Source organism: Blastococcus sp. SYSU DS0828 (assembly GCF_054050975.1).
On the sequence record NZ_JBJHAK010000012.1, the window covers coordinates 88,835 to 105,857 of the forward strand.

At 75.3% G+C, this 17,023-nt stretch carries 17 protein-coding genes and 1 tRNA gene; 10 read left to right on the forward strand and 8 right to left on the reverse strand.

What is annotated here, in order from left to right:
• Position 1: 1 nt before the first annotated feature.
• A complete protein-coding gene (gene corA, locus ACI79Q_RS11770; protein WP_456614738.1) occupies positions 2 to 1,123 on the forward strand; it encodes a magnesium/cobalt transporter CorA in 1,122 nt (373 codons plus the stop codon).
• Between the two features lie 123 nt (positions 1,124 to 1,246).
• On the opposite strand, the gene ACI79Q_RS11775 is transcribed toward corA, so the two are convergent.
• Entirely contained in the window at positions 1,247 to 1,987 is a 741-nt protein-coding gene (locus tag ACI79Q_RS11775; RefSeq protein ID WP_456614739.1) for an endonuclease domain-containing protein, read from the reverse strand.
• 182 nt (positions 1,988 to 2,169) lie between these two features.
• A complete protein-coding gene (gene rsmI / locus ACI79Q_RS11780; RefSeq protein WP_456590868.1) occupies positions 2,170 to 3,009 on the reverse strand; it encodes a 16S rRNA (cytidine(1402)-2'-O)-methyltransferase in 840 nt (279 codons plus the stop codon).
• 52 nt (positions 3,010 to 3,061) lie between these two features.
• Here rsmI and ACI79Q_RS11785 point away from each other — a divergent pair, with 52 nt between their 5' ends.
• The gene (locus ACI79Q_RS11785; protein WP_456614740.1) at positions 3,062 to 4,597 is read left to right on the forward strand and encodes a dolichyl-phosphate-mannose--protein mannosyltransferase; all 1,536 of its coding nucleotides are present in this window, start codon (positions 3,062 to 3,064) and stop codon (positions 4,595 to 4,597) included.
• Between the two features lie 175 nt (positions 4,598 to 4,772).
• Positions 4,773 to 5,645, forward strand: coding sequence for an AfsA-related hotdog domain-containing protein (locus ACI79Q_RS11790; protein WP_456600566.1), 873 nt, complete (start codon positions 4,773 to 4,775; stop codon positions 5,643 to 5,645).
• A 1-nt stretch (position 5,646) separates the two neighbouring features.
• Here the strand turns inward: ACI79Q_RS11790 and ACI79Q_RS11795 are convergent, their stop codons facing one another.
• The 6 genes from ACI79Q_RS11795 to galU all read right to left on the reverse strand — a co-directional run bounded on the left by ACI79Q_RS11795 (position 5,647) and on the right by galU (position 10,625).
• Positions 5,647 to 6,291: a ScbR family autoregulator-binding transcription factor gene (locus ACI79Q_RS11795; protein ID WP_456590871.1), complete on the reverse strand. Its 645-nt coding sequence runs from the start codon at positions 6,289 to 6,291 to the stop codon at positions 5,647 to 5,649.
• Between the two features lie 139 nt (positions 6,292 to 6,430).
• Positions 6,431 to 6,504 (reverse strand) — tRNA-Ala (locus tag ACI79Q_RS11800).
• 112 nt (positions 6,505 to 6,616) lie between these two features.
• Complete coding sequence (locus ACI79Q_RS11805) at positions 6,617 to 7,330, reverse strand: hypothetical protein (protein ID WP_456590872.1); 714 nt, start codon at positions 7,328 to 7,330, stop codon at positions 6,617 to 6,619.
• A 189-nt stretch (positions 7,331 to 7,519) separates the two neighbouring features.
• The gene (locus tag ACI79Q_RS11810; protein ID WP_456590873.1) at positions 7,520 to 8,152 is read right to left on the reverse strand and encodes a GNAT family N-acetyltransferase; all 633 of its coding nucleotides are present in this window, start codon (positions 8,150 to 8,152) and stop codon (positions 7,520 to 7,522) included.
• A 12-nt stretch (positions 8,153 to 8,164) separates the two neighbouring features.
• Positions 8,165 to 9,589: a molybdotransferase-like divisome protein Glp gene (glp, locus tag ACI79Q_RS11815; RefSeq protein WP_456590874.1), complete on the reverse strand. Its 1,425-nt coding sequence runs from the start codon at positions 9,587 to 9,589 to the stop codon at positions 8,165 to 8,167.
• A gap of 115 nt (positions 9,590 to 9,704) precedes the next feature.
• A complete protein-coding gene (gene galU / locus ACI79Q_RS11820; protein WP_456590875.1) occupies positions 9,705 to 10,625 on the reverse strand; it encodes a UTP--glucose-1-phosphate uridylyltransferase GalU in 921 nt (306 codons plus the stop codon).
• Positions 10,626 to 10,652: 27 nt separating this feature from the next.
• Between galU and ACI79Q_RS11825 the strand changes: the two genes are divergently transcribed.
• The 7 genes from ACI79Q_RS11825 to ACI79Q_RS11855 all read left to right on the forward strand — a co-directional run bounded on the left by ACI79Q_RS11825 (position 10,653) and on the right by ACI79Q_RS11855 (position 16,938).
• Entirely contained in the window at positions 10,653 to 11,243 is a 591-nt protein-coding gene (locus ACI79Q_RS11825; protein WP_456590876.1) for a 5-formyltetrahydrofolate cyclo-ligase, read from the forward strand.
• Positions 11,244 to 11,285: 42 nt separating this feature from the next.
• Complete coding sequence (locus ACI79Q_RS11830) at positions 11,286 to 12,623, forward strand: SLC13 family permease (protein WP_456590877.1); 1,338 nt, start codon at positions 11,286 to 11,288, stop codon at positions 12,621 to 12,623.
• Positions 12,624 to 12,718: 95 nt separating this feature from the next.
• Positions 12,719 to 13,906 carry a CaiB/BaiF CoA transferase family protein gene (locus tag ACI79Q_RS11835; protein ID WP_456595932.1) on the forward strand — a complete coding sequence of 396 codons (1,188 nt, stop codon included), beginning with the start codon at positions 12,719 to 12,721 and terminating at the stop codon, positions 13,904 to 13,906.
• Positions 13,903 to 15,432 (forward strand): carboxyl transferase domain-containing protein, encoded by a 1,530-nt coding sequence (locus ACI79Q_RS11840; RefSeq protein ID WP_456600634.1) that lies wholly within the window; start codon positions 13,903 to 13,905, stop codon positions 15,430 to 15,432. Before ACI79Q_RS11835 ends, ACI79Q_RS11840 begins: the two co-directional genes overlap by 4 nt.
• A 128-nt stretch (positions 15,433 to 15,560) precedes the next feature.
• Positions 15,561 to 16,040 (forward strand): DUF5313 family protein, encoded by a 480-nt coding sequence (locus ACI79Q_RS11845; RefSeq protein WP_456590880.1) that lies wholly within the window; start codon positions 15,561 to 15,563, stop codon positions 16,038 to 16,040.
• Between the two features lie 32 nt (positions 16,041 to 16,072).
• Positions 16,073 to 16,522 (forward strand): helix-turn-helix transcriptional regulator, encoded by a 450-nt coding sequence (locus ACI79Q_RS11850; RefSeq protein WP_456590881.1) that lies wholly within the window; start codon positions 16,073 to 16,075, stop codon positions 16,520 to 16,522.
• 5 nt (positions 16,523 to 16,527) lie between these two features.
• Entirely contained in the window at positions 16,528 to 16,938 is a 411-nt protein-coding gene (locus ACI79Q_RS11855; protein ID WP_456590882.1) for a VOC family protein, read from the forward strand.
• Positions 16,939 to 17,023 lie beyond the last annotated feature (85 nt).

Here is a 17,023-nt window from a genome sequence, read left to right on the forward strand (position 1 = left end):
GATGAGCACCCGGGACCAGCACCCGGCCGCCCCCCGGGGGCCGGTCGTCGGCGCGACAGCGGCGACCCCGCCGACCCTGCGACCCCAGCCGGCCGGCCTCCCGCACGGTCGGCCCACCCGCCGCCCGGCCGACGGCGCGGTCGTCGACTGCGCCGTCTACGTGGACGGCCGGCGGCAGGAGGCCGTGGCCCCCGACGCCGCGCTGCGGATGGCCGAGGAGCGCGGCGGCTTCGTGTGGCTCGGCCTCTACGCACCGAGCGAGGAGGAGCTGGGAGCGATCGCCGAGCGGTACGACCTGCACCCGCTCGCGGTCGAGGACGCCGTGTACGCCCACCAGCGCCCGAAGCTGGAGCCCTACGACGACGCCCTGTTCATGGTGCTCAAGACCGCGACGTACGTGGAGCACGAGGAGCTCACCGCCACCAGCGAGGTCGTCGACACCGGCGAGGTGATGGTCTTCCTCGGCCCGCGGTACGTGATCACGGTGCGGCACGGGGAGCACGGCGGCCTCGCGCACCTGCGGCAGCGGCTCGAGGAGCAGCAGGAACTGCTGTGCCTGGGGCCGTCAGCGGTGCTGTACGCGGTCGCCGACCTCGTCGTCGACACGTTCGTGGAGGTGGCGGCCGCGGTCGAGGAGGACGTCGAGGAGCTGGAGGCGTCGGTCTTCAGCCCCGAGCGCACCGACGACATCGGCCGGCTGTACCAGCTCAAGCGGGAGCTGGTGTCACTGCGACGGGCGGTCTCCCCCCTGGAGGTCCCGCTGCAGAAGCTCGCCGAGCGGCCGGTCGACGTCGTTCCCGCGGCGATGCGCTCCTACTTCCGCGACGTGCTCGACCACGCCCTCCGGGTGCGGGACCAGGTCGGTGGCCTCGACGAACTGCTCACGTCGATCCTGCAGGCATCGCTCGCGCGGACGACCATGGCCGACAACGAGGACATGCGGAAGATCTCCGCCTACGCGGGCATCATCGCCGTCCCCACCGCGATCGCCGGCATCTACGGCATGAACTTCGACTACATGCCGGAGCTGCGCTGGCCGTGGGCCTACCCGGCCGTGCTGCTGCTGATCGCGACGATCATCACGCTGCTGTACCGCGGCTTCAAGCGCAACGGCTGGCTGTAGCCGCCTCCCCGCGCCACGGAGTGTGCACTTGTCGGGGTCACCGGCGGCGCGGTACGCCCGGGAACTGCACAGCCGCGGCCAAGCGAGCGAGGAGCTCGGCCGGTCGGTGCAGGTCCGCGGCAGTCACGAAGACGACGCGCCAACCCGCCTCCTGGAGCCGGTTGAGTCGTCGGCGGTCCCGGCGAACTGACCGGGCTCGCCGTGCCACGCCCCGTCGTACTCGAGAGCCACCATCAACTCGGGCCACGCGAAGTCGACTCGCGCTACGAAGCTCCCTCGATGACGGACTTCGTACTGGGCGACGGGCAGCCCGCCGCGGACGACGAGCAGTCGCAGGCGGGTCTCCTGGGGTGACTCGGCGAGCCCGTCGGCCAGCGCGCACGTGCGTCGGGCCTGCGCCGCTCCCGGGCCGCGTGCGACCGCTGCCCGCCGCCGCACCTCGGCCAGGTCGATCACCCGTGCCGCAGCCAGGCGGTCGAGCGCGATGACGGCGTCGTCCCCCGGCAGGGCGGCCGCCACCCGGACGGCGGTCGCCTCGGGACTCGTGACCCGCGCGCCGAGCCACCAGCGCACGTCCTCCCCCGCCAACGTCGCCCGGCGGACCCGGATCCCGGCGACCCGAACCGGCCGGTTCGACGGGGAGGCGGTCAGCTCCACGTCGTCATCGGGCCCGGCGAGATCCACGCCCCAGAGGACGGCCGCACTGCAGCCGGTCACGACGGCGTCCGGACGCACGTGCGTCGCGGCGGCCAGGACGCGCGGCTCGTGGTCGACCACGACGTCGCGGTGGACGTAGACATCGCGGAAGAGCCGGCGCCAGGCGCTGCTGCGGAGCTGGTCCGGTGTCAGCAGGCCTTGCGCCACCGCAGCACTGCCCCGGAAGGGGCCGCCGCGGAGAGGTCGGGGCTGCATCGGGGGCCGGGGCACCGCCGAACCGTGCCGGATGCGGCGACCTGCGGGTCGGGCCTGCCCACAGGCGCCGCCGATGTGCGCTTCTCGGTGCCTGTCGCCGCTGGGAGACCCCGATCAGCGCACAGCGGCTGCGGTCAGGTGGCCTTGGCGGCGACCACGGCGTCGAAGACGGTGCGCTTGGGCAGGCCGGTGCGCTCCATGACCGCCCGGATGGCGTCCTTGCGGGTCGCGCCCGCGGCCTCCTCGGCGGCGACGGCGGCGGCGAGCTCCGGCCCGGTCAGCTCCACCGCCCGCTGCGGCGCACCCGCGATCACGAGCGTGATCTCCCCGCGCACCCCCTCGGCCGCCCAGCCGGCGAGCTCGCCGAGCCCACCGCGCCGCACCTCCTCGTACGTCTTGGTCAGCTCGCGGCAGACCGCGGCCGGCCGGTCCTCGCCGAGGACGGCGGCGGCGTCGGCCAGCGCGTCGGCCAGCCGGTGCGGCGACTCGAAGAACACCATCGTGCGGCGCTCGTCGGCCAGCGCGGTGAACGTCGAGCGCCGCTCCCCCGCCTTGCGCGGCAGGAAGCCCTCGAAGCAGAACCGGTCCACCGGCAGCCCGGAGACCGCCAGCGCGGTCGTCACCGCCGAGGGCCCGGGCACCGAGGTGACGGGGATCCCGGCGTCGATCGCCGCCCGCACGAGCGTGTACCCGGGGTCGGAGACCGACGGCATCCCGGCGTCGGTGAGCAGCAGCACCGTCGCGCCGGAGGCCAGCGCGTCCAGCAGGCCGGGCAGCCGCGCGCGCTCCACCGACTCGTGGAAGGTGACCACCCGGCCGGTGAGCGTGACCTCGAGGTCGGCGGCCAGGCGGTGCAGCCGGCGGGTGTCCTCGCACGCCAGCACGTCGGCCGTGGCCATCGCCGCTCGCAGGCGCGGGCCGACGTCACCGGGCTGCCCCAGGGGCGCCCCACCCAGCACCAGCCGTCCGCTCACCCGTCGAGCCTGTCACGACCGGACCGGTGGCTGCGCCACCTACCCTGACCGCATGGCGGTGCTGGCGCCCGGGCGGGCGGAGTCGGACCCGCAGGCGCCCCCGCAGCCGGCCACCCCCCGGGTGCGCCGTCCGCCGTCCCCCGCGCGCCGCCGCGACGTCGTCCCCCCGCTGCCGGACGACCGGTGGACGGCCTGGACGATCGCCGCCGTCCTCGGCGCGCTGGCGCTGACCCTGCGGCTCTGGGGCATCGGCTACCCCCGGGCGCTGGTCTTCGACGAGGCGTACTACCCACCCCAGGCGCGGGAGCTGCTCACCTGGGGCTTCGAGTACAACCGCGGCTACTCCTACATCGTCCACCCACCGCTGGGCAAGTGGCTGATCGCGCTGGGCGAGCAGGCCTTCGGCTACAACTCGTTCGGCTGGCGCTTCCCGTCCGCGGTGGCCGGCTCGATCGCCGTCGTCATCCTGTTCCGGCTGGCCCGGCGGCTCACCGGCTCGACCGTCGTCGGCCTGTTCGCCGGGGTGCTGCTGCTCGTCGACGGCCTCCAGTTCACGCTCTCGCGGATCGGGCTGCTCGACATCTTCCTGCAGCTGTTCGTGCTGGCCGCCGTCTCCTGCCTGGTCGTCGACCGGGACGTGGTCCGCGCCCGGGTGCGTGCGGCCGCGCCGGTCGGCGCCACCGGCTTCCGGCTGGGCCCGCGCGGGTGGCGGATCGCGGCCGGTGTCCTGTTCGGCTGCGCCTGCGCGGTCAAGTGGAGCGGGGTCTGGTTCCTGGCCTTCTTCGCCGTCCTGTCGCTGTTCTGGGACCGCGCGGCGTGGCGGGAGGCGGGGGCGCCCCGGCCCACGCGGACGGCGGCGCGCCGGGGGTTGCCCGGCGCGCTGTGGGCGCTGGCCGCCGTCCCGGTGCTCACCTACCTGGCCAGCTTCACCGGCTGGTTCCTCGGCGAGACCTCGCAGGGCAGGGCCTGGGCGCAGCAGGACCCGGACACCGCGTTCCCGTGGGTGCCGGACGCCCTGCGCTCGCTGTGGCACGAGCACGCCGAGTGGCTGCGCTTCCACAACGGCCTGTCCAGCCCGCACCCGTGGGAGTCCGGGCCCTGGTCGTGGCTGGTCACCGGCCGGCCGATCCTGCTGTGGAACCCCCAGGGCCTCGTCGACGCCGAGGGCGATCAGGTCATCCGGTACATCCTGATGCTCGGGACGCCGACGCTGTGGTTCCTCTTCGCCCCGGCGACGCTGTGGCTGCTCTGGCGGATCGTCGCCCGGCGGGACCCGGCCGCCCTCACCGTCGCCGTCGGGATCGCGGCGGGCTGGCTGACCTGGTTCGTGAACCTCGAGCGCACGATGTTCCTCTTCTACGCGGCCCCCGCGCTGCCGTTCTTCGTCCTCGCGGTCGCCCTGCTGCTCCAGGACGTCGTGGGCCGGCCGGGCGCCGACGAGTGGCGTCGGCGGGTGGGCCTGGCCACCGCCTGCGGGTACATCGCGATCGTCGTGGCCACCTTCGCGTTCTTCTGGCCGGTGCTGACCGGGCAGCCGCTCTCGCACAGCGAGTGGGTGCAGCGGATGTGGTTCCCCTCCTGGTACTGAGCGGCCCCGCCCGCGCCCGGTGCGCCCGTCCCACCGGTCCGGTGCGTACCGGAACGCCCCGTGCGGCCGGGTTCTGGCCGACACTCGACGCGACGCGCCGAGCCCGGCCGCAGCTCCCGAACCGGAGAACCCCATGACGCCGCCATCCGCACGACCCGCCCTGCACGATCCCGCCGTGGCGCCGCCCGGCGCCGGCTCCCCGACCTGGGTGCTCGTCGAGCAGGCGCTGGTGCACAAGACCGCGCCGGACGAGGTGCTGGCGACCGAGCTGGCGACCCTCGCGGGGGACCGGACCGCCGTGGCGGCGCGCTGGCCGGCGGCGCACGGCCGGTACGACCGGCGGGCCGGGACCGTGGGCCACCTGCTGCTGGTCGTCGAGACGATCCGCCAGGCCGGGCTGTGCCTGGCCCACCGCCGGCTGGACGTCCCGCTGGGCGAGCAGTTCGTGTTCCACCGCATCAGCACCCGGCTCGCCGCGCCGCTCGCCGAGCTCCGGGGAGCCGCCCCGGCCGGGACGGTGACCGTCGTCCAGCCCACCGTCCGGCTGCGGGCGGGCCGTCCGTCCCGCGCGTCGCTGCGGGCCGAGATCTGGCACGGGGCGCAGCTCTGGGCGACCGCCGACGCCGACTACTCGTGGCTGCCGCCGGCTGTCTACGCGCGGCTGCGGGCCCTCGGCCGGGACCGCAGCGCCGGCGGCGGGACACTGGTGCCCAGGCCGCGGGACGCCGGCGAGGGCGACGGCCTCGCCCACCGCTCCCGGGTCGCCGTCGACCTCACCGACCCGACCTACTTCGACCACCCGGTCGACCACCTGCCGGGGATGCTCCTCGTCGGCGCGGCGCTGGCCGCGGTCACGGACCGCCCCGATCTGCCCGGAGCCGCCACCCGGCTGGCCGGCCTGGACCTCGCCTTCGACCGGTTCGCCGAGCTCGACCGGCCGACCTGGGTGCGCACGGACGCCGGCAGCGGGCGATCGAACGGCGTGCCCGTGCAGCTGGGGCAGGACGACGACGTCGTCGCCCGGGGGCGGGTGTTCCTCGGCGGCTAGCTCAGGCGAGGGGCTCGGGGCGCAGCTGCGGGAGGATCAGCGCCCAGAAGGAGTCGAGCCGCGACTCCAGGTCGCGTCGAGCGCTCAGCTCCTGGGAGACCTGCTGCATCCCGAAGAAGCTGGCGACGATGACCTGGGCGGTGCCCACCGGGTCGGCCCGGTGGCTGATCTGCCCCCGCTCCTGGCCCTGGGTGATCAGCTGGGTGAGCGCGTGCTGCCAGCCGACGTAGGGCTGGGGCAGCTTCGCCAGCGCCTCCGGCGGCAGCTCGGCCATCAGCCGCTTGGAGGCGCGGGTGACCGGATCGGTCGCGAACTGGCGGCCGGCCACGTACGTGACCGCGACGAGGGCGTCGAGCGCGTCGTCGTGGGAGTCCAGGACGCCGCGCAGCATGACCGGCCACGTCTCGAACATCTGGTGGACGACCGCGACCGCCACGCTCTCCTTGGACTCGAAGTGCCAGTAGAGCGCCCCCTTGGTCATGCCGGTGCCGGCGACGATGTCGCTCAGCGAGGTGGCGGCGTAGCCGCGCTCGCCGAACTCGCGGGCGGCGACGTCGATGATCAGCTGCCGGGTGGCGGCGCTGTCACTGGCCCGCCCCCGCGCGCGCCGCGGGGCGGGTGAGGCCCCGACCGGTGACCGAACCATGGAACCGCCTCCCGTGGGGACGCCGTGGCCCCGTGTCGCGGGGCAGCCTAGCGGTCGGGAGCGGCCGATCGACCCTCCGACGCAACGACGACGGCGCCGCCGGGGGAAGAACCCCCGACGGCGCCGGTCCGTCGTCCGGTGGAGCTGAGGGGATTTGAACCCCTGACCCCCTCGATGCGAACGAGGTGCGCTACCGGTCTGCGCCACAGCCCCTTGCGCGGGAAAGACTACCGCCCGCTTCGCCCGGCCCCGCCACCGGGGCGGGGCCGGCCCCCTGCACGGTCCCGCCGCGAGCGTGCGCGCGGTGGGGGGCAGGGGGTGTCTCTCAGCCGTTGGCCGCCCGGGCCGGGCGGTACTCGTCGATGTCGGCGAAACCGATGTCGTCGTCGTCCAGCCCGACGACGGCGCTGTTCTGCCATCCCATGGGCGCCGGCGTCCGCGCGGCCACCACGCGACCAGGCCGCAGGGCGTGCACCGGGGCCAGCGGGATGCTGGGGTGCGACAGGGCCGGCAGCGCCTCCTGGGCGACCGTCTCGTGCACCTCCGGCGACGTGCGCTGGACCGGCGCCGGAGCGGGCCGGGCGGCCGGGCGCGCCGGGCGCGCCGGTGCGCGGAGGGTCTGGCGCGCCGCCGCCCGGGCGGCGCGACGCGCGGCGAGCCGCTCGCGCCGGGCCACCTTGCGCAGCACCAGCACGTACCCGACGGTCGCGGCGGTGGCGACCGCCTGCAGGATCCACAGCCACGGCGTGACCAGCAGGGCGCCGGCCAGCGACGCGAGGGTGAGCAGCACCAGACCGCCCAGCACCCGGCGGCGCACCGCGTGCACGTCCACCTTGAGCTCGCCGGTGGTGCGCAGGACCTCGCGGTCGATCGACACCCGCTCGGTCGCCGCGTGCCGCACGGCGTCGGCCGCGCGACGCCGCTGCAGGGTCCGCCCCGAGTCAGCAGGCTCGCCCCGGCCCTCCTGCGCGTCGCCGCGGGTCACCACCATGGGCACCAGCACGACGAACCACAGCACGACCAGAGCTGCCAGAAGCACACCCGATCCCATACGACACCACCTGTCACATCAGTCACTCGCCAGGCGAGGCTAAGCAGGGACGGCACCGGGAACCGGGAGGCGCGCGGGCGTGTCGCTGATGTGTTGTGGGACCGGTGTGACGGGAGACGGCGTGTCCGCCGCGCACGGCCCCGCGACGGCGACCACCCGTGCTATGCCGCGAGTCGATCAGTCGACGGGTCGACCCGGCCCCGACCGCTGCCAGCGGTCGAGCACTCCCCGCGGGAGATCCTCGGCGAGCAGCGCGTAGCCCAGGTGGTCCCGCCAGTCGCCGTCGATGTCGAGGTAGCGGCGCAGCAGCCCCTCCTGCTGGAAGCCGAGCCGCTCCACCAGCCGCCGGCTGGGCAGGTTCTCCGGCCGGATGTCGGCCTGGAGCCGGTGCAGACCGGCCGGACCGAACGCGTGGTCGCACACCAGGGCCACGGCCAGCGAGGCGACCCCGCGACCGGCCACCGAGCGGTCGATCCAGTAGCCGAGGTACCCGGCCCGCAGCGCCCCGCGCACGATGTTGTCCACGGTCACCTGCCCGGCCAGCCGACCCTCGACCCGGACCACGAACGGCAGCGCGGTGCCCAGCCGAGCCCGTCGGGCCATCACCCGCCGCATCGCCCGGTACGCCCCCGGTGTGTGCCGGGCCCGCCACGAGACGGCGGCGGTCGGCTCCCAGGGGCGCAGCCAGTCCTCGTTGGCCAGCCGCACCCGGCTCCACTCCGCCGCGTCCCCGCGGCGCGGTGGGTGCAGCTCCACCGGTCCCCAGGCGAGCCGGGCGGGCCAGCCGGGGTGCAGCAGCGGATCGGTCACGGCGGGCTCGGGTCAGCCGCCGAGCAGCAGCGGCATGACCGTGACCAGCCCGCCGGCGGCCACCTCGGTGACGTCCTCGTCGATGACGATGAGGCAGTTCGCCCGGGCCATCCGCGCCAGCAGGGCGTCGGTGGCCTCGCCCACCGGCTCGACGACGTAGCCGCCGTCGGGGTGGCGCATCACCGTGCCGTGCAGGTACTGGCGGTACCCGAGCGGGGAGAGCAGCTGCTGCCCGGAGATCGCCTGCACCGTGCGCCGGAACAGCTGCCGCTTGCCCAGCATCAGGCGGATGGCGGGGCGCACGAAGACCTCGAAGGAGACCAGGGCGGCGACCGGCTCCCCCGGCACGCAGATGACCGGCACCTGGTCGCGCCCCAGCCGGCCGAAGCCCTGCGCGGGACCGGGGTGCATCGCCACCTGGCGGAAGCGCATCTCGCCCAGGCCGGCCAGCGCCTCCTGCACCATGTCGAACCCGCCACCGGCGAAGGTGCCGGCGATCAGCACCAGGTCGCTGCGCAGCAGCTGGCTCTCGAGCACCTCGGCCAGGCGCCGCTGCTCCCCGGGGAGGATGCCCCAGCGGTAGGCGTCGGCGCCGGCGTCCCGGGCGGCGGCCGCCAGGGCGTAGCTGTTGACGTCGACCACCTGACCCGGGGTGAGAGGGGAGGTGATGTCCACCAGCTCCGGGCCGGCACTGAGCACCGCCACGCGCGGCCGGGGCCGCACGAGGACGCGGTCCCGCCCGACGGCGGCCAGCAGGCTGATCTGCGCCGGCCCGATCGGGGTGCCGACGTGCACGGCCGGGTCCCCCGGGTCGACGTCGTCGCCGGTGCGGCGCACGTAGCTGCCCACCGGCGGCGCGGCCTGGACGGCGACCCGCGCCGCACCGTTGTCGGTCCACACCGCCGGGACGACGACGTCGGCACCGGTCGGGAGCATCGCGCCCGCGGCGACCCGCATGGCCAGCCCGGGGCCGATCGACGACGGCGCGCTGGCACCGGCCACGCTCTCCCCCACGACGGGCAGCTCGACCGGCTGCGCCACCGTGGCCCCGGCGACGTCCTCCGCGCGGGCCGCGTAGCCGTCGAGCGCGGCCTGGTCGAAGGCCGGCAGCGCCCGCTGGCTGACCACGTCCTCGGCGCAGAGCAGCCCCTGGGCGTCGAGGACGGCCAGCTCGATCGGGTCCGGCTGCGGCACCGCGGCGAGGATCTCGTCGAGGTGCCGCTCGACGGTGCGCACGTGCGGGGAGACGTCCGAGCGGCCGTCGGCCGGCAGCGGCACCGGGCCGGTGAGGGCGCGCTGCGCCGGCACCTGGTCGACCGGGGCTACGACCGGACCGGTCCGCCGGGGTGGGGCCATGGGCATGTCGACCTGGGCGGTGTCCCGGTGACCCCGGAACTCCCCGCCCCCGTTGCTGTCGTCGTCGCTCTGCCCGGACATCCCCACCACCGTCGTCCCGCCGTGCCGTCTGCCGACACCGGCCCGTGCGGCAGCGCCGGACCCGGACGGGTCCGGCGCGGGGCCGCGGGTCCGATCGTGCCCTCGTGGGCGCCGGTCAGGACGACGACGCGCCCTCGGCGGGCAGCTCCGTGACGAAGTCGCGCAGCCAGCCGCGCAGCGACGGGCCCAGGTCGTCCCGCTCGACGGCCAGCCGGATGACCGCCTTGAGGTAGTCGAGCTTGTCACCGGTGTCGTACCGCCGGCCGCCGAAGACCACGCCGTGGACGGGTGCGCCGCGCTCGACGAGGGTGGCCAGCGCATCGGTCAGCTGGATCTCGCCGCCGCGGCCGGGCGGGGTCTCGCGCAGCACGTCGAAGATCTCCGGCGCCAGCACGTAGCGCCCGATGATGGCCAGGCTGCTGGGGGCCTCGTCGACCGGCGGCTTCTCGACCAGGCCGGTGACGGCGACGACGTCGCCGCCGTCGGCGGTCGGCTCGACCGCCACGGCGCCGTACTTGTCGATGTTCTCCCGGCCGACGTCGAGCAGGGCGATCACCGAGCCGCCGTGCTCGGCCTGGACGGCCAGCATCTGCTCGAGCAGGTGGTCGCGGGCGTCGATCAGGTCGTCGCCCAGCAGCACGGCGAACGGCTCGTCCCCGACGAAGGCGGCCGCCTGGAGCACCGCGTGACCGAGCCCGCGCGCCTCGCCCTGCCGGACGAAGTGCACCTGCGCGACCTCGGTGGACTCGTGCACGGCCGCGAGGCGCCCGGCGTCGCCCTTCTTCTCCAGGGCGGCCTCGAGCTCGGGGGTGCGGTCGAAGAAGTCCTCGATGGCGGCCTTGTTGCGGCCGGTGACCATGAGCACCTCGGGCAGGCCGGCCCGGGCCGCCTCCTCGACGATGTACTGGAGGGCCGGCCGGTCGACGACCGGCAGCAGCTCCTTGGGGACGGCCTTGGTGGCCGGCAGGAAGCGAGTGCCCATTCCTGCGACGGGGATGACCGCCTTCCGGGCCGTACGGGTCTGGGGCATCGACATGCTCCGCAGCCTAGCTAGCCTGCGCGGATGGGCACGTCGGCAGAGTGGGGCGCGGCCAAGGCCGCGCTCCGCGCGGAGCTGCTGGGACGGCGCGCGTCCCGCCCGGCGCGTGAGCGCGCGGCGGCCGCCCGGACGGTCGCCGCGACGCTCGCCGGGCGGCTGGCCGGCGTCCCCACGGTCGCCGCGTTCGTGCCCGACGCGACCGAGCCCGGGCACGGCCACCTCCCGGCGGCGCTCGCCGACGGGGCCCGCCTGCTGCTCCCGGTCGTACCCGCCCACGGCCGGGAGCTGGACTGGGCGGAGCACTCCGGGGAGCTGGTGCCCGGGCGGTTCGGTCTGCTCGAACCGGCCGGGCCGCGACTGGGCCCGGCCGCGCTCGCGGCGGCCGGCGCCGTCGTCGTCCCGGCGACGGCGGTGGCCCGGGACGGGACGCGGCTGGGCCGCGGCGGCGGCTACTACGACCGCGCCCTGCGGCACGCCCGGCCGGAGGCGGTGCTGGTCGCGGTCGTCTTCGACGACGAGCTCGTCGACCGGTTGCCGAGGGAGCCGCACGACGTGCGGGTGACGGCGGTGGTGACGCCGTCGGGCGGATGGCAGGCGCTACCGGCGGGTCACTGACACAGTGGGCGCACCCCAGCCCCCGACGCCGTGGGAGTTCCCGTGTCGACCGAGATCGTCACCATCCTCGCGCTGGTCGTGATCTTCGCGATCGCGACGTTCCTGCCGATCAACATGGGGGCGCTGGCGTTCGTCGCCGCGTTCGTCGTCGGCACGCTGTCGGTGGGGCTGAGCACCGACGACATCATCAGCGGGTTCCCGGCCGGGCTCGTGCTGACGCTGATCGGCGTCACGTACCTGTTCGCGATCGCGCAGAACAACGGCACCGTGGACCTGCTGGTCCGCGGCGCGGTGAGGATGGTCGGCGGCCACGTCGCCGCCATCCCGTGGGTCATGTTCTTCGTGACCGCGGTGCTGACCGCCATCGGGGCGCTCTCCCCGGCCGCGGTGGCGATCATCGCGCCGATCGCGCTCACCTTCGCCGCGCGGCACGACATCAGCCCGCTCCTGATGGGGATGATGGTCATCCACGGCGCCCAGGGCGGCGGCTTCTCCCCCATCAGCGTCTACGGCGTCACCGTGAACCGGATCGTGGCCGACGAGGGGTTGCCCAGCAGCCCGGTGGCGGTCTTCCTCGGTGCGCTCTTCTTCAACATCGCCATCGCGCTGGCCCTGTTCTTCGTCCTTGGCGGCCGGCAGCTGCTCGGGCGGAAGGTGGCCGCCGAGCCGCTCGCGCACACCGAGCACGCGCACGGCACGCTGGTCCGCGGCCACGGTGCGGCGCCCGGCCCCGCCGTCGGTGGGGACGACGACGAGCACATCCACCCCGACCGGCCGGCGCCCGTCCGCTTCGAGCAGATCCTGACGCTCATCGGGCTGGTCGTCGTCGCCGTCCTGGCGCTCGCCTTCGACCTGGACATCGGCTTCGTCGCGATCACGGTCGCCGTCGTCCTGGCGCTGTTCTCCGCGCAGCAGCACAAGGGCGCGGTGACCCAGATCAGCTGGTCGACCATCCTGCTGATCGCCGGTGTGCTGACCTTCGTGTTCGTGCTGGAGGAGGCCGGCACCATCGACTACGTCGGCGACGCGGTCATCGGGCTCGGCGTACCGCTGCTGATCGCCCTGCTGCTGGCGTACATCGGCGGCGTGGTGTCGGCGTTCGCCTCGTCGACGGCGATCATCGGCGTCGCCATCCTGCTCGCCGTGCCGTTCCTGGAGGCCGGTGACATCAGCGCCATCGGTGTCGTGGTCGCCCTGTCCGTGGCCTCGACGATCGTCGACGTGAGCCCGTTCTCGACGAACGGCGCGCTGGTGCTGGCCAACGCCCAGGACGTCGACCGCGACCGCTTCTACAAGCAGATCCTGGCCTACGCGGCCATCGTCGTGGCCGTCGGACCGCTGCTGTCGTGGCTGGTGTTCGTCGTCCCCGGCTGGCTGTGACCCCCTGCGCAGGACCTTTGCCAGAAATACCTCAGCGCTGAGACACTTCTGGGACGCGGCCGCCGCGGCCGCGCCCCCGAGCGAGGGAGCACACCATGCCCGGACCGCTGGACGGCGTCCTCGTCGTCGACCTGACCCGAGCCCTCGCCGGGCCGCACGCCGCGATGATGCTGGGCGACCTCGGTGCCCGCGTCATCAAGGTGGAGACCCCGGGCACGGGGGACGACACCCGTGGCTGGGGGCCGCCGTTCGTGGAGCCCGACTCCGGCGAGCGCGAGTCGACTTACTTCCTGGCGGCCAACCGCAACAAGGAGTCGATCACCCTCGACCTCAAGGACGAGGCGGACAAGACGGTGCTGACCGGGCTGCTCCAGCGCGCCGACGTGCTGCTGGAGAACTTCCGCCCGGGCACGCTGGCGCGGCTGGGCTTCGGTACCGACGTGCTGGCCGAGCTCAACCCGAGGCTGGTGACGCTGGCGATCAGCGGGTTCGGCCACGACGGCCCGGAGGGCGGCCGGGCGGGCTACGACCAGATCGCCCAGGGCGAGGCCGGGCTGATGTCGCTCACCGGCCCCGGGCCCGACGAGCCGCAGCGGGTCGGCGTCCCGATCGGCGACCTGCTGGCCGGCATGTACGGCGCCTACGGCGTCCTCGCCGCGCTGATCGAGCGGGGGCGGACGGGGCGCGGTCAGGTGGTGCGCACGTCGCTGCTGGCCGCGATCGTCGGCGTGCACGCCTTCCAGGGGACGGCGTGGACGGTGGCCGGGCAGGTCGGGCGCGCGCAGGGCAACCACCACCCCTCCATCGCGCCCTACGGCCTGTTCCGCTGCGCCGGGGGCAGCGTGCAGCTCTCCTGCGGCAGCGAGTCGCTGTGGCGCAAGCTGTGCACCGAGTTCGGCCTGGACGCCGAGGCCCCGGGCCTGGCCACCAACGGCGAGCGGGTGCAGCGCCGCGACCAGGTGATCGCGCTGCTGGAGGAGGCCTTCGCCGCCATCTCCCCCGAGGACCTGCTCGCCCGGCTGGCCGCGGCCGGGATCCCCGCCGGCAAGGTGCGCACGATCGACGAGGTCTACGGCTGGGACCAGACCCTCTCGCAGGGTCTGGTGGTCGACGTCGAGCACGCCACGCTGGGCGACCTCCGGCTACCCGGGCCGCCGCTGCGCTTCTTCTCGGCCGGACCGGACGGCGAGACCGAGACCACGCGGCGCGACCACACCGCTCCCCCGGTGCTGGGCGCCGACGGCGACGCGATCCGCGCCTGGCTGAACGGTCCGGTGGCGTGACCGGCGGGGCGGCCCGCCCGGACGCCCGGACCCTGCGCGATCTGGTGCTCGACCCCGGGTCGTGGCAGTCGTGGGACTCCCCCATCCCGCCCCGCGACGTCGCCGAGGGCTACGCCGCGGAGCTCGCCCGGGCCGCCGAGAAGAGCCGGCAGGACGAGTCGGTCATCACCGGGGAGGGACGGCTGCGCGGCCGCCGCGTCGCCGTCGTCGCCGGGGAGTTCGGGTTCCTGGCCGGGTCGATCGGGGTCGCCGCCGCCGAGCGGCTGATCGCGGCGGTGGAGCGGGCGACCGAGGAGGGGCTGCCGCTGCTGGCGGCGCCGGTCTCCGGGGGCACCCGCATGCAGGAGGGCACGGTCGCCTTCCTGCAGATGATCGGCATCACCGCCGCCATCGCCCGGCACAAGGAGGCGGGGCTGCCCTACCTGGTCTACCTGCGCCACCCCACCTTCGGCGGGGTGCTGGCCTCGTGGGGGTCGCTCGGCCACGTGACGATCGCCGAGCCCGGCGCCTCGATCGGCTTCCTCGGCCCCCGGGTGTTCGAGGCGCTGTACGGCGAGCCGTTCCCGGCCGACGTCCAGACCGCCGAGAACCTGGCCGAGCACGGCCTGATCGACGCCGTCGTCCCGCCCGAGCAGATCGCCGAGGTCGCCGACCGCGCGCTGCGCGTGCTCTCGGCCCGGCAGACCTGGCACGTCGACGTCCGGGACGCCGAACGCCCGACGCCGGCGGACGGGACGGACGCCGACGACCCCGAGGACCACCGCACCGCCTGGGACGTCGTGACGGCATCCCGGCGCGAGGACCGCCCCGGTGTCCGCCGGCTGCTGCGCACCGCGGCCACCGACGTCGTCGGGCTCTCCGGCACGGGCGCCGGCGAGAAGGACCCCGGCCTGCTGCTGGCGCTGGCCCGCTTCGGCGGGGCCCCGTGCGTGGTGCTGGGGCAGGACCGGCGCGGGCAGTCGATGTCGGCGCCGCTGGGCCCGGCGGCGCTGCGGGAGGCCCGCCGCGGCATGCACCTGGCCGAGCAGCTCCGGCTGCCGCTGGTCACGCTGATCGACACCCCCGGCGCCGCGCTCTCCCGCGACGCCGAGGAGGGCGGGCTCGCCGGGGAGATCGCCCGCTGCCTGCACGACCTCGTCGTCCTGAAGGCACCCACCCTGGCCGTGCTCCTCGGCCAGGGCACCGGCGGTGGGGCGCTCGCGCTGGTGCCTGCCGACCGGGTGCTGGCCGCGGCCAACGGCTGGCTCGGCCCGCTGCCGCCCGAGGGCGCGTCGGCGATCGTGCACCGCACCGTGGACCGGGCCGACGAGATGGCCGCGGCCCAGGGCGTGCGCGCCACGGACCTGTGGCGGGCGGGGATCGTCGACCGGGTGGTGCCCGAGCGACCCGACGCCGCGGACGAGCCGACCGAGTTCTGCCTGCGGCTGGGCCGGGTGCTGGGCGAGGAGCTGGCCGGGCTGCTCGGCCGCGACGACACCGAGCGCTTCCGGACGCGGCTGCACCGCTACCGCCACCTCGGCCGCTGAAAGAGGACCCCTCCTCCCCACCCCTCGCACGCTCGGGGCGGTGCCCTGGAGGGGGCCGACGGGGCGGACGTGAGCCAGGACGGCGCCGGGGGCCAGCGCCCCGTCGGCGGCCCTGGGACGATGGCACCGTGAGCGACGGCGAGGCCAGGACCGACGTCCCCGGGGAGGCGGACGCCGCGCGGAGGGACCCCGTGGTCCGCCCGGCTCCGCACCGGTGGCTCTGGTACGCCCTCGGCGGTGGGCTCCCCGAGCGGCACCGGGGCTGGGTTCTGCACGACACCACCACGAGCACCTGGTGGGCGCGGCACGTGGTCCGCACCCTGGTCCAGCTGTCCGTCCCCATCGCGCTCGTCGTGGCCTTCCTCCCCGCGCCGCTGGGGCTGCGACTGGCGGTCGCGGGCGGCGGGATCTTCCTGGGGCTGATCTTCTCGCTCGCCTACATGCCCGAGACCACCGAGAACCGGGTGGTGAAGGCCGGCTACCCCGCCGGCACCGCGACCGCCGCCCGCGACCGCGCCGGCCTCGCGAGCCAGCGGGCCGAGAGCGAGCGGAAGCGGGCGGCGGCGGCCCGGCGGGCCGCGCGGTACCGGGAGCGCCTGGACCGCTGACGCGGGCGGCGCTCCGTGGCACGATCCTGCGCGTGACCAGCGGACCGGCCGCGGACCCGCACCTGCGCGACCTCGTGCGGCTGCGCCGCGTGCGCGACCGGATCGACCGGGAGTACGCCCAGCCGCTGGACGTCGCGGCGCTCGCCCGCGGCGCGCACATGTCGGCCGGGCACCTGAGCCGGGAGTTCAAGCGCGCCTACGGCGAGTCCCCCTACGCCTACCTCATGACGCGCCGCATCGAGCGGGCGATGGCGCTGCTCCGGCGCGGCGACCTGACCGTCACCGAGGTCTGCTTCGCGGTCGGCTGCTCGTCGCTGGGCACCTTCAGCACCCGCTTCACCGAGCTGGTCGGGGTGCCGCCGAGCACCTACCGGCGCGAGGCCGCAGCGGCGACGGCGGGGATGCCCTCGTGCACCGCGAAGCAGGTGACCAGACCGGTCAGGAATCGAGAAGCGCAGGCAGCCGCGCCGTCCCTAGCGTGACCGCCATGGACCTCACCGTGCACCACACCTTCCTCCCCCACGACGACCCGGAGGCCTCGCTGGCCTTCTACCGTGACGCCCTCGGCTTCGAGCTGCGCAACGACGTCGGCTACGACGGCATGCGGTGGCTCACCGTGGGCCCGGCCGACGAATCGGCGACGTCGATCGTCCTGCACCCGCCGACCGCCGACCCCGGGATCACCGAGGACGAGAAGCGCGCCATCGCCGAGATGATGGCCAAGGGCACCTACGCGTCGGTCGTCCTGGCCACCAAGGACCTCGACGGCGCCTTCGACCGGATCCAGGCCACCGGCGCCGAGGTGATGCAGGAGCCGACCGACCAGCCCTACGGCGTGCGCGACTGCGCCTTCCGCGACCCCGCCGGCAACACCGTCCGCATCCAGGAGCTCCGCTGAGAACCACCGCCCCGGGCAGTCACCCCTGTCGGACGCCGCTGGTAGACAGCGGGCCCTCGCCACGCCGGCGGGGGCCCGCACGGAT